The organism is Pseudomonas sp., assembly GCF_051660785.1.
In the GTDB taxonomy this organism is placed as follows: Bacteria; Pseudomonadota; Gammaproteobacteria; order Pseudomonadales; family Pseudomonadaceae; genus Aquipseudomonas.
Genome location: NZ_JBOFQE010000086.1, coordinates 1 through 14692 on the forward strand (window position 1 = coordinate 1; position 14692 = coordinate 14692).

Genomic DNA, 14692 nt, shown 5'->3' on the forward strand with positions numbered 1-14692 from the left:
CGAGCCTGCTCGCGATAGCGGTGTGTCAGACACATCAATCTTGACTGTTAGACCGCTATCGCGAGCAGGCTCGCTCCCACAGGTTCTCCTTTGGCTCAGCTTGCAATGCCCATGTCGGGGCTTGGTCGCCCCTGACTTGTATATTTATTGAGCTGTGATAGTGTCCAGAAACGCCTCAACCCATCGAGGCTCGTGAAAACCCCGCCTTTTTCTGGCGGGGTTTTGCTTTTTTTGTGCAGAAGAAAGGAGTCTGCCTCAATCATGACCGCACCTTCCATCACCCTTACCCGTCTGGACGTGCAACGTCTGGAGCGCCTGATCGACAGCCTGGATGACACGCTGCCGGGCGTTATCGCGCTGCAAACCGAACTGGATCGCGCCGATACCCTGGTCGGACACGATGAAGTGCCCGCCGATGTCGTCACCATGAATTCCCGAGTGCATTGCCGCGAAGAAGGCAGCGGCAAGGACTATCACCTGACGCTGGTTTACCCAAAGGATGCCAACGCCGACGAAGGCAAGATTTCCATTCTGGCGCCGGTTGGCAGTGCGCTGCTGGGCCTCAAGGTGGGTCAACACATCGACTGGCCAGCACCCGGCGGCAAGACCCTCAAGCTGACCCTGCTGGAAGTCGAATCCCAGCCGGCCGAGGGCGGCCACTTTCCGGAGTAACTCCTCAGACCTGCGCGAGCGCCTCATTCAATGCGCGCTCCAGGTCGGCCTTGTAGCGCAAGTACAAATTGCTTGAACTCTGACCATCACCGAGCAGGCCCGACAGATCCAGGTCGGTGATGTAGCAGCGATAGCGCTCGGTTTCCCGGCGCTGCTCGACGATCTCCTGGGCGACCACGCTGAACAACTGGTCGCCATACTCCAGCTCTGAAAATTCCCGCTGATTGCAATACAACGTGACCTGCACCTGACCCGGCGCAGCTTTGCCGATGATCGCCTGCACGTCATAGAACGGTTTGTTGATCGGGGTTTGCGGTGCCGGCCGGGCCTCGACCCGACGTGCCCGGCCGGAGCCTGACGGCAACAGCTGGTAATACAACGTGTCCAGATTCTGAGGCTGGGCGGTGTTCATCGGCAGCAAGGCGTCGCGTCGGTACTGGATCGATTGCAGGAAACGTTGCAGTGGCACCAGCAGGCTTTGCTCGTCGTGATAAGGCAAACGCTGTTGCCACAGGGCATTGAACTCATCCAGTACGTACAGATCAGCCTGCTGGTCGGTGATGCGGTAGAACACCTGAATGCATTCAGGCTGGCCCATCGGCAGGATCAGCGCCAGGTCGTGGTCTTCCAGTGCCATCGGATCCAGGTGGAGCGGGCTATAGCTCGCCAGTTCCTCACCCAGGTAATCGAACAGTGCAGGCAGTGTGGCGAGGGCGACGTGATTGACGTGGCCGGGCACCAGCTCCAGCACGTGATAATGCTGCTGGACCTGAACCAGGTAACGATGATTGAGCTTGCTCAGCAGCAGGTTCTGCGCGGTATCGAGGACCTCTTCGACCCGCCGGGCAATGAATTGCGCCCGGTTGTGGCAGAAACAGCGAACCCGCAGCTTGGGCTGTTGGATGCCGCCCGGCAGGTTGTTGAGGTAATCGCGCAGGCAGTCGAGCAGGGCGTGAGGGCCGTCGAAGCGGTTGACCAGCACTTCGTTCCAGCTGTTGAGCGTGACCTGGTCCAGGGTCAGTACCAGATTCTCGCGGACTCCGGCATAGCTCAGGGAGTCGGTGCGTTCGGTGGTCATCAGGATGTTCAGGTCGCGGTGATGCTTGAGCGGATCGACACCGACGTTGACCAGAATCAGCACTTCACTCGGCACACTGGCGCGCAGCAACGGCTCTTCGGCGACGGTAGCCAACGGCAGCGCGATGCTTTGCTGCAGGCTGCCGAGCAGGTTGAACAGTTCAAATTCGCTCAAGTCGCTGGTGCCGGGGTGCAAGGCAAGGCGGGTGCTGCTGTCGATCACGCCGTTGCGGTGGCACCAGGTCAGCAGCTCCAGTAATTGACGGCTGCGCTTGATCGGCGCGAAATGTTCCCACTCATGGGCGGTCAGGCTGCCGTTGTACAAGCCCCACTGGGTTTGCCCGGGTTCTTTCTTGTTGGGCGCCTGCACCAGGGTCAGGGTGTCTTCGGCCAGGTCCGGGGCGATGCCGGGGTTGATGAACTCGACTTTGTCCGCTTTGCGTTCGAAGGCTGCATACAGTCGGCGACCCAGCACGTTGAGGTCGCGTTTATTGATCAGGCTGACGGTTTGCTCGTAGCGGGCGAACTGGGTCAGGAAGCGGTAGCTGTAGTTGAGTTCGTTGACCAGCGCCCGGCGTTCGCTGCTGACCTGGCGTACTTTCCATTGACTGCGGCTATCGAGCAGCGCCAGTTGCCGTGAGTCCCAATTCCATTCGTGAGCCAATCGTTCAAGCAGTGAACGCTGCCAACTCTGGGTGCGACTGCTGCCGGTGAGCTTGCGGTTGACCTTCAAGTACAACGCGCGGCGTACCAGCTCCAGACGCTCCGGCTCGCCACGCGCGGTGAGGTATTCCTCGATGCGTCGGTAAACGACGATGTAGGGGTCGAGCTCGTCGAGGTCCAGTTGATTGGCGAACACCGCTTGCTTGAAGCGCAAGCTGAGGCAGTGAACCTTCGGGTGTTCGCTGGCGTAGACCTCGATCAGCAGCAGTTTAAGCACTGACTTGTAGGGCGACTCGATGCCCTTGAACAACTGCCAGAGCCCGGCACCGATGAATTCGCCCGGCGGGATAAAGGCCAGATGCCCCAGATCCAGCGCCTCGTCGGCGCGGATGAAACGCTTGGACAGCAGCGTGTGGGTGTATCGGTCGTAGGCGGCTTCTTCGTAGACCGGCACCAGCCACCAGATCGGCGTGCGACCGGCCAGCCAGATGGCGGTGCGGTAGAACTCATCCAGCAGCAGGTAATGCTGGGTGGTGCCGCAGTCTTCGGAACTCAATTGCGTATCGCGATCACCGAGCACGAAGCGGGCCGGGTCAATCAGGAAAAAATGCGCCTCGGCGCCTTGGCTGGCGGCCCAGACTTCGAGCAATTGGCACTTTTTACGAAGTTCGGCGAGTTCGGCCTCGCTCAAGTCCGGCCTGTGACAGACCCACACGTCCATGTCGCTTTGATCGGCCTGCGCCAGCGTGCCGAGGCTGCCCATCAGAAACAGCCCATGAATCGGTCGCGGCGGGTTGCTGCCGTGGCGCGGCTTATAGGAAAACGATCGGGTCAGGCGCTGGGCTTCAGCGAGCGCATTGGCGTCAGGTTCGAAATTCGACAGACCGGCCGGCGTGCTGCCTGACACATAGCCGGGCAATAGCGGGTGATTAACGTGAAAAAACAGCGGCAGCAGGGTCAGCACCGTTTGCTGGCGGGTGGACAACCCTTCCATGGCGCGGGCCATGCGGCCTTCGTTGAGCTTCAGAAAACGTGCGCGCAGCTGGTTGAGAACCTTGCGGTCGATTCCCTCGTCCAGATCGGGGCGAATTTCATGGGTGCGGGTCATGTCAGCTCAAACCGGCTCGCGAGGCTCGGACGTAGGGGGCTGCGGATGAGTGGCAGTTTAGCGCCTCGGGCCCGGGACTTTTAAGCTGATTTTGTTTTTTGACGTCAGATTTATACCGTGCGGCGACCGCAGGTAACAAAGTGTGCCCGCGGAAATCCCGTAGCAGGGGTTTCCGTGGGCTATGCCGTAATACTCAGGCTGTTTCCTGGACGCTCAGAATCGTTAGAACGGTTTGTACATTTTGCGCGGCGTCACGACCCAGGCTGGTCAGATAACCGCCATCGGGCTGGTCGATCAGTTCTTTTTCGTACAGGCGTTGAGCGGCAGCAATGGCTTTCGGGGCAGCGGTCTGATGAATTTTCAAACCTTCCTGGGAACTGTCCAGGTTGAAGAGGGCAAGGATTTCCAGTTCGGCAACCAACTCAGGGGTAAGCGACATAAGGACTCCAGACTTTCTAGGAATTGGACGACAGCGCCCCTAAGGTGAGCCCACTTGTGCGGCATGTCCAGTGCTCGCGACGGGGTTTTTTTACCTTGGGAAGCATTCCCCGGCGGGTGGTGCGGCAGCGGGGTGGATTCAGTGTAGTCAGGGTCCGGGGGAAGGCGGGATTGATGGGTGACAAATTGTGTGGGTGGAGATTACCTGTGGCGAGGGGATTTATCCCCGTTCGGCTGCGCAGCAGTCGTAAACCCTATGAGCGCGGTTTAATTGAATCAACGTGAACATGGATTTCAGGGCCGCTTCGCGACCCAACGGGGATAAATCCCCTCACCACAAAAGCCCGCGCCACATGAAATGGGATTATTTCTTTTCCGGTGGCAACTCTGGCAGTGCGCGCAGCGCTGTTTCGTACCATTCGGTGTTGAAAGCGCGGTCTTCTTCGAGGATCGCGTCGATTTCTACCGCCAACACGTGAGCCATCAAATTGAGGATCTCCTCACGCTCGTAACCCACCAGGGTCAGCTTGTTGAAAGTGGCCTTGGCCGCTGGCGGGTTGTCGCTTTCGATCTGGTTTTCGATGGCTTCGATCAGGGTGGTTTCGGTGAATTCTTCTTCGTCGTTATCGATGTCGGTTGGCTCGCTCATGGCAGGCTCCTCAAGTTTAAGGCGGCCAGTTTACCTGCATTCAGCGCTGTGATGCTGCTGGCAGAAATCGCCCCGGCGTTCTATAAACAGGCACTGCCAACCCCGCACGGCCTGGAGGCTATTTGATGCTCAAGCTTTATGGATTCTCCGTCAGTAACTACTACAACATGGTCAAGCTGGCGCTGCTGGAGAAGGGCGTGCCGTTCGAAGAAGTACCGTTTTACGCGGGCACAAGCCCGGAGGCGCTGGCCATCAGCCCGCGCGGGAAGGTGCCGGTCTTGCGCGCCGAGCAGGGCTTCATCAACGAAACTGCGGTGATTCTCGAGTATATCGAGCAAAGCCAAAAAGGCACGCCACTGTTGCCGAGCGATCCTTTCGAGCGGGCGCAGGTGCTGACGCTGGCCAAGGAAATCGAGCTGTACATCGAGTTGCCGGCTCGCGCCTGTTATCCACAGGCATTTTTCGGTATGCAGGTGCCGGACGCGATCAAGGACAAGACCAAAGCCGAGCTGTTGGCAGGATTTGCCGCATTGGGCAGGCACGGCAAGTTCTCCCCTTATGTGGCGGGGGACAGTCGGAGCATTGCGGATCTGTATTTCCTGTACAGCGTGCCGCTGGCCTGCGCGGTGGCGCAGAAGCTGTTCGATCTGGATTTGCTGGCCGAGATTCCGGCAGCCAAGGCGCTGTTGAAGCGTCTGGAGCAGAACCCGAACGTGCAGCGGATTGCGGCGGACAAGGAAGCGGCGATGCCGGCGTTTATGGCGATGGTCGCGGGCAAGAAGTGAGTTATGTAGTGTTCTGAAGTCAGTCATCGCGAGCAGGCTCGCTCCCACATTGGGTCTCTGGTGTTCACAAAGTATGTGTTCACCGCCGATCTGATGTGGGAGCGGGCTTGCCCGCGATGCTTTTAGCGGCTGGCGAGCAATGCCTGGCCGCGAGCAACAGCCTTCTTGACCTGCGCCGGCGCAGTGCCGCCGATATGGTCGCGGGCGTTGACCGAGCCTTCCAGGGTCAGTACGGCAAACACGTCCTGATCGATCTGGTCGCTGAATTTGCGCAGCTCCTCCAGGCTCATTTCCGCCAGGTCCTTGCCGCTTTCAACGCCGTACTTCACGGCATGGCCAACGATTTCGTGGCAGTCACGGAACGGCAGGCCACGGCGTACCAGATAGTCAGCCAGGTCGGTGGCGGTGGAGAAACCCCGCAGCGCCGCTTCGCGCATCATCGCGTGCTTGGGTTTGATCGCCGGGATCATGTCGGCAAAGGCGCGCAACGAGTCGCGCAAGGTGTCGGCGGCGTCGAAAAGCGGTTCCTTGTCTTCCTGATTGTCCTTGTTGTAGGCCAGTGGCTGGCCTTTCATCAAGGTCAGCAGGCCCATCAGCGCGCCGAAGACGCGGCCGGTCTTGCCGCGAACCAGCTCTGGCACGTCGGGGTTTTTCTTTTGCGGCATGATCGAGCTGCCGGTGCAGAAACGGTCCGGCAGATCAATGAACTGGAACTGCGCGCTGGTCCACAGCACCAGCTCTTCGGAGAAGCGCGACAAGTGCATCATCGCGATGCTCGCGGCCGAGCAGAATTCGATGGCGAAGTCGCGATCGGACACGTTGTCCAGCGAGTTGCCGCCGACTGCATCGAAGCCCAGGAGTTGAGCGGTGTACTCACGGTCGATCGGGTAAGTGGTGCCGGCCAGCGCAGCGCTGCCCAACGGCATGCGGTTGGTGCGCTTGCGGCAGTCAACCAGGCGCTCGTAATCGCGGCTGAGCATTTCGAACCAGGCCAGCATGTGGTGCCCGAAGGTCACCGGCTGTGCGGTTTGCAGGTGGGTGAAGCCCGGCATGATGCTGCCGGCTTCACGCTCGGCCTGCTCCAGCAAGCCTTTCTGCAGGCGGGTGATTTCGCCCAGGATCAGGTCGATCTCGTCACGCAGCCACAGGCGGATGTCGGTGGCGACCTGGTCGTTGCGGCTGCGACCGGTGTGCAGCTTTTTACCGGTGACGCCGATGCGATCGGTCAGGCGCGCCTCGATGTTCATGTGCACGTCTTCGAGGTCGATGCGCCAGTCGAACTGGCCGGCCTCGATTTCACCCTGGATGGTCTTCAGGCCATCGGTGATGCTGTCGCGCTCGGCGTCGGTCAGCACGCCGACCTTGGCCAGCATGGTGGCGTGGGCGATCGAGCCCATGATGTCGTGGCGATACAGGCGCTGGTCGAAAGTGACGGAGGCGGTGAAGCGGGCGACGAAGGCGTCGACGGGTTCACTGAAGCGGCCGCCCCAGGACTGATTGGTCTTGTCAGTGCTCATGAATTCGCTCGTGTCGGCTGAAGAAAAAATGACGTTGGAAGCTGTCGCGGATAATAACAGGGTTGCCAATCCTGTCGCTGACACTGGTCGACAGGTTTTTTTTCCGGGTCGCGGTCCATACTCAGGACACGTCTTGTGGGAAATTGCGCAACGATATTTTTCAATTGAGCAATATCGTCCCGGCAACCGTCTACAGTTGGACAGTAGGAGCAGCGCACTTCTCGGCGCTGCGGCTGACTATAAGAAGAGGGGGTGTTCATATTGTGTATCGGCAAACCCTACGGCGATACCTCGCTAACGCGGGCCAGAGCCTCCAATCACTCGGCAGATGAAAATTTAGCCGCCGGTCTCGCGGCACTTTTTGGCCCTCGCGCTAGTCTTAGCGTGGATCGCGGTGACGGACGTCACTTCACCTGTCTACGCTATCCTTGTGCGAGACTCACGCAGGAATCCAGCGCAATATGAATGTCCTGATCGTTGATGACGAACCCCTAGCCCGCGAGCGCCTGAGCCGAATGGTTGGCGAACTCGAGGGATACAGTGTCCTGGAGCCCAGCGCCACGAACGGCGAAGAGGCGTTGGCACTGATCGACAGTCACAAGCCGGATATCGTCTTGCTCGATATCGGTATGCCAGGCCTTGATGGCCTGCAAGTGGCTGCCCGGTTGTGCGAACGCGAAACCCCGCCCGCCGTGGTGTTTTGCACCGGGCCCGATGAATTTGCCGTGGAAGCCCTGCAGGCCAGCGCCGTGGGCTATCTGGTGAAGCCTGTGCGAACTGAACATTTACATGATGCATTGAAAAAAGCCGAGCGGCCCAACCGCGTCCAGCTTGCCGCCCTGACCCGCCCAGCCGCCGACAGCGGTAGCGGCCCACGCAGCCACATCAGTGCCCGAACCCGTAAAGGCATTGAACTGATCCCGTTGGGTCAGGTGGTCTACTTCATCGCTGACCACAAGTACGTGACCTTGCGACATGAAGGCGGCGAAGTGCTGCTGGATGAACCGCTCAAGGCCCTCGAAGATGAATTCGGCGATCGTTTCGTGCGTATCCACCGCAACGCTCTGGTCGCCCGCGAGCGCATCGAACGTCTGCAACGCACGCCGCTGGGGCATTTTCAGCTATTCCTCAAGGGCCTTAATGGCGATGCCCTGATCGTCAGTCGTCGCCACGTGGCCGGTGTGCGCAAAATGATGCAGCAGCTTTGATTCGCTGATCACAGGCGAACTTCATACCCGTTTGCTGGACGTTCGAGGCCAGGGAGGCCGCGCAGTTTCTGATACAAGTCAAAGTGGATTTGACTGAGCTGTTATTATCCGCCGTATCTATTCAGTACGGATTGATCCATGTCCTCTCGCGAAATCCGCATCGCCACCCGCAAAAGTGCTCTTGCCCTGTGGCAGGCCGAATACGTCAAAACCCGTCTGGAAGAGGCCCATCCGGGCCTGCTCGTGACGCTGGTGCCCATGGTCAGTCGTGGTGACAAGCTGCTCGACTCGCCGCTGTCGAAAATCGGTGGCAAGGGCCTGTTCGTCAAGGAACTGGAAACCGCGCTGCTGGAAAACGAAGCCGACATCGCCGTGCACTCCATGAAAGACGTGCCGATGGACTTCCCTGAAGGCCTTGGCCTGTTTTGCATCTGCGAGCGCGAAGACCCACGCGATGCCTTCGTTTCCAATACCTACGCCAGCCTGGACGAATTGCCGCAAGGCAGCATCGTCGGCACGTCCAGCCTGCGCCGTCAGGCTCAGTTGCTGACTCGCCGCCCGGACCTGGAAATCCGCTTCCTGCGCGGCAACGTCAACACACGCCTGGCCAAGCTCGATGCCGGCGAATACGACGCCATCATCCTCGCGGCCGCCGGCCTGATTCGTCTGGGCTTTGAAGATCGCATCACCTCGGCCATCAGCGTCGATGACAGCCTGCCGGCCGGTGGTCAAGGTGCGGTCGGCATCGAATGCCGCAGTGCCGACAGCGAAATCCACGCGTTGCTGTCGCCCCTGCATCACCAGGACACCGCCACTCGCGTTATCGCGGAACGCTCCCTCAACAAACATCTCAATGGCGGCTGCCAGGTGCCAATCGCCTGCTACGCCGTGCTTGAAGGCGAGCAGATCTGGTTGCGCGGTCTGGTGGGCGATCCTAGCGGCGGGCTGCTGCTCAGCGCCGAGGCCCGTGCGCCACGGGGCGATGCAGAAGCGTTGGGCGTGAAAGTGGCTGAAGATTTGTTGAGCCAGGGCGCCGACGACATTCTGAAGGCAGTCTATGGCGAGGCAGGTCACGAGTGACGAGCTGGCGCCTGCTGCTGACGCGCCCTGCGGATGAGTCGGCGGCGTTGAGCGGTGTTTTGGCGCAAGCGGGGATTTTCAGCAGCTGCTTGCCGCTTCTGGAGATCGAGCCGATTGCTGCCTCTGACACAATGCGCGAGGTGATTCAGGGGCTGGATCGTTACTGTGCGGTGATCGTGGTGAGTAAGCCGGCCGCCCGAATCGGCGTCGACCTGCTCAATCAGTATTGGCCACAGGCACCGTCTCCACGCTGGTTCAGTGTGGGAGCGGCGACTGCGCAGATTCTCGCGGATAACGGGCTGGACGTGAGTTTTCCCGCCGAGGGTGATGACAGCGAAGCCTTGCTTGAACTTCCCGCGTTGCGCGAGGCGGTTGCCCGACCCGATCCGCGAGTGCTGATCCTGCGCGGGGAGGGCGGGCGCGAGTTGCTGGCTGAGCGTTTGCGCCAGCTTGGTGCTAGTGTCGACTACCTGGAGTTATACCGTCGCTGCCTGCCTCAATACCCATCGACGGTGCTGCCAGACCGGATCGAAGCGGAACGCTTGAACGGGCTGGTGGTCAGCAGTGGACAGGGTTTTGAGCACCTGCGCCAATTGGCGGGCGATGCCTGGCCTGTACTTGCGCAGTTGCCGTTGTTTGTTCCAAGCCCCAGGGTCGCCGAGCTGGCACGTGCCGCCGGGGCCCAAACAGTTGTGGATTGTCGTGGCGCCAGTGCCGCGGCTTTGCTGACGGCGTTACGGGAGCATCCCGAACCCGTTCTCTAATGCAAAGGATGGATACGTGAGCGAAACAGCCTTGCCTAAAGATGACGTGCTGCCGGTGCTTGATGCGCCGGTTGAAACTCCACCACCACCCGCTGCCGGGCAGCGCCGAGGCAATGGGCTGGCGATCGTCGCGCTGCTGCTGGGCGCCGCCGGTGTGGCCATTGGCGGTTGGGGTGTCTGGCAGGTGCGTCACCTGCAAGCCAACAACCAGCAGCAGTTGAGTCAGGTCCAGGCGTTGAACGATCAGGCGCAAAGTCTGAAGCTTAACGAGCAGCGCCTCAGCGCGCGCCTTGAGCAAATGCCTGCGGCCGAAGAACTGGACGCTCGCAGTCGTCTGGTGACGCAACTGCAAGGCGATCAGCAACGCTTGAATCAGCGTCTGGAAACCGTCCTCGGTGCGAGCCGCAAGGATTGGCGCCTGGCCGAAGCCGAGCACCTGTTGCGCCTGGCCAGCCTGCGCCTTTCTGCGTTGCAGGACATCAGCAGCGCCCAGGCCCTGGTGCAGGGCGCCGATGAAATTCTGCGTGAACAAAACGATCCGGGTTCCTTTGCCGCTCGCGAGCAAGTGGCCAAAACCCTGGTGGCACTGCGCAGCACTGCACAGCCGGATCGCACCGGGTTGTTCCTGCGCCTGGGCGCATTGCGCGATCAGGTCATCGACCTCACCGAACTGGCACCCGAGTACAAGGACCGTGGCGAATCGCTGCTGGGCCTGACGGCCGATGGCGACGGTGCCAGCCGTTGGGCGCAGTGGTGGGATCAGATCTCGCGCTACATCCGCATCGACTTCAACGCCGACAAGAATGTACGTCCATTGCTGGCCGGGCAGAGCCTGAGCCAAGTGCGCCTGGCCTTAAGCCTCGCTTTGGAGCAAGCGCAATGGGCCGCGCTCAATGGTCAGGCAGCGGTTTACACCCAGGCGCTGTCTGAGGCGCGGGATGTGCTGACGGGCAATTTCAACCCGGACAACCCTCAGAGCAAAGTCATGCTTGAACAGGTGGGCGAGTTGAGCAAGCAACCGGTCACCGTGGTGACGCCAGACCTGACCGGCACACTGAGTGCAGTTCAGGGGTATCTGGAGCGGCGTAACGTCAACGCCGAAGATTCGATCAAGCCGATGGCAAAACCGGCCGCGAACGCTGCGCAGGAGGCCACGCCATGAAACGCCTCTATGTGATCGTGTTCCTGGTCATCGCTGTGGCCGCAGCACTGGGCCTGGCGATTGCCGAGCATTCCGGTTACGTGTTGATCGCTTACAAGGCTTTTCGCTATGAAGCGAGCCTGTGGGCAACCCTGGCGTTGGTCGCGGTGCTCTGGCTGGTGTTCTGGGGCATCAAGGCATTGGTCGAGCTGGTGACGACGTCCAGTGGCGTGGTCAATCCGTGGTCGCGGCGCAATCGCAGCCGCCGGGTGCAAGTGGCGATCGAGCACGGTCAGCTGGATTTGGCGGAAGGTCGCTGGGCCAGTGCGCAGCGTCATCTGCATCGCGCTGCCGAGGCCGAGCGCCAGCCGCTGCTCTACTACCTCGGTGCCGCGCGCGCCGCCAACGAACAAGGTCACTATGAGGAATGCGACAACTTGCTGGAGCGCGCCCTCGAACGTCAGCCCCAAGCCGAATTGGCGATTGCCTTGAATCACGCCCAGTTGCAGAACGACCGTGGCGACACGGAAGGCGCCCTGGTGACGCTGCAAGCCATGCACGAGCGTCATCCTCATAACGTCCAGACTTTGCGCCAGTTGCAGCGCCTGCATCAGCAGCGCGGCGACTGGTCGGCAGTGATTCGCCTGCTGCCGGAGCTGCGCAAGGATAAAGTCCTGCCGCCGGCCGAACTCGCGGATCTGGAGCGCCGGGCATGGGGTGAAAACCTGTCCCTGGCGGCGCATCAGGAAACGGATGGCACGGTCGGTCTGCAGTCACTCAACCGCGCCTGGCAGCAACTCACCTCGGCTCAGCGCCAGGAACCTCAGTTGGTGCTTGCGTACGCCGAGCAACTGAGGCAGCTGGGCGCACAGGTCGAAGCGGAAGAACTGCTGCGCACGGCGCTCAAGCGCAAATACGACAGTCATCTGGCGCGTCTCTACGGATTGGTTCGCGGTAGCGATCCGGCTCGTCAACTGCAAACAGCCGAGGGTTGGCTCAAGGATCATCCGGCCGACCCGAGTCTTCTGCTGACGCTGGGCCGTCTGTGCCTGCAAAGCAGCCTGTGGGGAAAGGCGCGGGACTATCTGGAAAGCAGCTTGCGGGTGCAGCGCAATCCGGAAGCCTGTGCGGAACTGGCGCGGTTGCTCGCGCAGCTCGGCGACACAGAGCGCAGCAATCAGTTGTTCCAGGAAGGTCTGGGTCTGCTGGATGAGCGCCTGCTGGCGGCACCGTTGCCAGCACCCGTTTACGCCTGAAGCGATGCCTTTGTAGCAGCCTGCGTCCGGCTGCGAAGCAGTCGTAAAAAAGGCGCTACGGTTTCATCGGGCAGGTTTAGTTAACCGTGAGACGACTGCTGCGCAGCCGAACGCAGGCTGCGCCAGCTGCTACAAGGGTAAAAGTCGTAATTTCCGGCGATCAGCGCACTGGAATTTCGTCGAGTGTTTAGCTTTGCAGTCCCTGATCGGCAACGTCCTACAGAGGGCTACATCAAATCCTCTCGAAACTGTCGGGAATTCCCTACACCACTGCTGAAGTGTCCGTGCCGGCCCGTCTTGAAAGGCTGGCGCGCTTTCCTCTACCGTAACCGCCTGTCTCTACTGTTACGGATTAGCCATGTCTTTGGCCTGCTCACGCTCCTTGTTTTTCATGGCTTTCATTACAGGTGCCCTGGCCCTGGGCGCTTCCTATTACCTGGAATATGCAATCGGCCTCAAGCCTTGCGGGTTATGCCTTTTGCAACGCGCCTGCCTGGCCTCGCTCACGGGTGTCTGCCTGACGGCTGCAGTGCATGGCCCCGGTCGCTTCGGGGTTTTTCTGTATTGGCTGCTCGGTCTGTCATGCAGTCTGGCGGGTATGGTCACGGCGTGGCGGCAGGTCTTGTTGCAAAGCGACCCGGTGCATCAGCTATCGACCTGCTCACTCAATCCGCTGGCCATGTATGAGGACCTTCCGTGGCTGTGCCAGGTGACACGGATGTTCAAAGGGGACGAAGATTGCGCAGAAATGTCCTGGACGCTGTTCGATCTGAGCATCCCGGAATGGAGTCTGCTGCTTTTCGTGGCGCTGACGATTCTGGGTGTTTATCAGCTGCTGCGCGTTGTCTGGCTGGCCTGCAAGCGACCGCTCAGCGGCGTGTCGTCGCACCGGGGACTGGTGGGTGATTAAACACTTGTATGAACTTTATCTCCTGCGTACCTTGAAGCCATTGTCGCGCGGGCATAATCTGGCCCGCACGTGTCATTGGAATTATGTTGCTCGATGACGCTCTGCCTGGCCGATTCTTGATTTTCAAGTTTGCGACAGGTGTAGGGCAGCATGACCCACAAGGGAAGAGAGATCGCCATGCTCGAAAGTTGTCAGAATGCTCAGGAACGTTGGGGTGGAGTTCATCTGCTGATCGATCGCTGGTTGCAGGAGCGTCACGAACTGGTTCGGGCTTACGATGCTCTCGGCGCCAAGCCTGAGGCTCTGGGCGAGAACCGCAAGCCGTTGCAGGAATTCTGCGGCGTTCTGGTTGATTACGTGTCGGCCGGGCACTTCGAGATCTACGAACAGCTGACCGGCGAAGCCAAGGCCTTTGGCGATACTCGCGGGCTGGAGCTGGCCGAGACGATTTACCCGCGCATCGACGTCATCACCGAGAAGCTGCTGGCATTCAACGACCTGTGTGATGCAGGCAAGTGCGTCGCGGAGAAATTCAAGGAGCTGGGCGGGCTGTTGCACGAACGCTTCGAACTGGAAGATTGCCTGATCGAAGTGCTGCACACGGCGCACAAGGAAGAGGATTCGGTTCAGGCCTGAACCTCTCCTGCAAGACTAAAAAACGGTGCGCTATGCGCGCCGTTTTTCGTTTCCGGCTTTCAGCTTGTGACACCGCGCAATTCGACTTCGAACACCAACGGAGTGAATGGCGCGATCAGGTCACCGGCACCGTCCGCGCCATAGGCTTGAGACGATGGAATCACCAGGCGCCATTTCGCACCGACCGGCATGTTTTGCAATGCACTGCGCCAGCCGCTGATCACACTATCGAGACTGAACCACTGCGGCTTGCTGTTCTGATCGAACACGGTGCCGTCGGGAAGGCGTCCGACATATAAAACTTCGACCTTGCCGTCAGGGCCCGCCTTGGCGCCTGTACCCGGAACCAGCTCGGTCAGCAGAATTCCATCCGCCAATTCCCGAACACCCGGCCTGGCTTTTTCCTCGGTGAGAAAACGCTGCTCTTTTTCCAGCGCGACTTCACTTTGCGCGAGGGCGGGTTGCTCGGCGACTCGGGCTTCATGCTCGGTCAGGATCTGTTCGATCTGCTCGTTTTTCAATGCCAGTGGCTTGCCTTGATAGGCTTGTTGCAAACCTTCGAGCAATGCCTGGAGTTGCAGGTCCGGCACCTCTTGGCGCAAGCGCTCACCCAGACTCGCACCCAGGCTGTACGCAAGATCGTGAGCCTCATTGGGGGCGGTTTTTTCGGCGGCCTGAACCACGGAAAAACACACGCACAACGATAAAAAAAAGTAGCGCGACATGGGCACACTCCGATCTGAGATGCGGTGGATTATGCCAGTGTGAATGCGCTCTGAGGTGAACTG

At 60.1% G+C, this 14692-nt stretch carries 14 protein-coding genes; 9 read left to right on the top strand and 5 right to left on the bottom strand.

Translation table 11 applies throughout. The features are described from left to right. Positions 1-261: 261 nt before the first annotated feature. The gene (rnk, locus tag ACRC4F_RS22845; RefSeq protein WP_046045088.1) at positions 262-672 is read left to right on the top strand and encodes a nucleoside diphosphate kinase regulator; all 411 of its coding nucleotides are present in this window, start codon (positions 262-264) and stop codon (positions 670-672) included. Positions 673-676: 4 nt separating this feature from the next. On the opposite strand, the gene ACRC4F_RS22850 is transcribed toward rnk, so the two are convergent. From ACRC4F_RS22850 to ACRC4F_RS22860, 3 genes are all read right to left on the bottom strand, one after another. Beyond that, positions 677-3520 carry a class I adenylate cyclase gene (locus tag ACRC4F_RS22850; protein ID WP_438661388.1) on the bottom strand — a complete coding sequence of 948 codons (2844 nt, stop codon included), beginning with the start codon at positions 3518-3520 and terminating at the stop codon, positions 677-679. Positions 3521-3713: 193 nt separating this feature from the next. Then, complete coding sequence (locus ACRC4F_RS22855; protein WP_094470036.1) at positions 3714-3959, bottom strand: TIGR02647 family protein; 246 nt, start codon at positions 3957-3959, stop codon at positions 3714-3716. A 363-nt stretch (positions 3960-4322) separates the two neighbouring features. Continuing rightward, a complete protein-coding gene (locus tag ACRC4F_RS22860; RefSeq protein ID WP_429430873.1) occupies positions 4323-4607 on the bottom strand; it encodes a hypothetical protein in 285 nt (94 codons plus the stop codon). Positions 4608-4732: 125 nt separating this feature from the next. Between ACRC4F_RS22860 and ACRC4F_RS22865 the strand changes: the two genes are divergently transcribed. Then, positions 4733-5392, top strand: coding sequence for a glutathione S-transferase family protein (locus tag ACRC4F_RS22865; RefSeq protein WP_438661389.1), 660 nt, complete (start codon positions 4733-4735; stop codon positions 5390-5392). A gap of 122 nt (positions 5393-5514) precedes the next feature. Here the strand turns inward: ACRC4F_RS22865 and argH are convergent, their stop codons facing one another. Beyond that, positions 5515-6909 (bottom strand): argininosuccinate lyase, encoded by a 1395-nt coding sequence (argH, locus tag ACRC4F_RS22870; protein WP_438661390.1) that lies wholly within the window; start codon positions 6907-6909, stop codon positions 5515-5517. 461 nt (positions 6910-7370) lie between these two features. Here argH and ACRC4F_RS22875 point away from each other — a divergent pair, with 461 nt between their 5' ends. From ACRC4F_RS22875 to ACRC4F_RS22905, 7 genes are all read left to right on the top strand, one after another. Continuing rightward, positions 7371-8117, top strand: a complete 747-nt coding sequence (locus tag ACRC4F_RS22875) for a LytR/AlgR family response regulator transcription factor (protein WP_438661391.1) — start codon at positions 7371-7373, stop codon at positions 8115-8117. 138 nt (positions 8118-8255) lie between these two features. Next, positions 8256-9197 (top strand): hydroxymethylbilane synthase, encoded by a 942-nt coding sequence (hemC, locus tag ACRC4F_RS22880; RefSeq protein WP_438661392.1) that lies wholly within the window; start codon positions 8256-8258, stop codon positions 9195-9197. Further along, positions 9194-9961, top strand: a complete 768-nt coding sequence (locus tag ACRC4F_RS22885) for a uroporphyrinogen-III synthase (protein ID WP_438661393.1) — start codon at positions 9194-9196, stop codon at positions 9959-9961. The genes hemC and ACRC4F_RS22885 overlap by 4 nt, the downstream gene beginning before the upstream one ends. Before the next feature lie 16 nt (positions 9962-9977). Continuing rightward, positions 9978-11123, top strand: coding sequence for a uroporphyrinogen-III C-methyltransferase (locus tag ACRC4F_RS22890; RefSeq protein ID WP_438661394.1), 1146 nt, complete (start codon positions 9978-9980; stop codon positions 11121-11123). Then, the gene (locus ACRC4F_RS22895) at positions 11120-12358 is read left to right on the top strand and encodes a heme biosynthesis protein HemY (protein WP_438661395.1); all 1239 of its coding nucleotides are present in this window, start codon (positions 11120-11122) and stop codon (positions 12356-12358) included. The genes ACRC4F_RS22890 and ACRC4F_RS22895 overlap by 4 nt, the downstream gene beginning before the upstream one ends. 358 nt (positions 12359-12716) lie before the next feature. Then, positions 12717-13268, top strand: coding sequence for a disulfide bond formation protein B (locus tag ACRC4F_RS22900; RefSeq protein WP_438661396.1), 552 nt, complete (start codon positions 12717-12719; stop codon positions 13266-13268). Positions 13269-13445: 177 nt separating this feature from the next. Further along, positions 13446-13904, top strand: a complete 459-nt coding sequence (locus tag ACRC4F_RS22905) for an Rsd/AlgQ family anti-sigma factor (RefSeq protein WP_007899333.1) — start codon at positions 13446-13448, stop codon at positions 13902-13904. Positions 13905-13963: 59 nt separating this feature from the next. Here ACRC4F_RS22905 and ACRC4F_RS22910 read toward each other — a convergent pair whose 3' ends face one another. Beyond that, the gene (locus ACRC4F_RS22910; protein WP_438661397.1) at positions 13964-14629 is read right to left on the bottom strand and encodes an FKBP-type peptidyl-prolyl cis-trans isomerase; all 666 of its coding nucleotides are present in this window, start codon (positions 14627-14629) and stop codon (positions 13964-13966) included. Between the last annotated feature and the right edge of the window lie 63 nt (positions 14630-14692).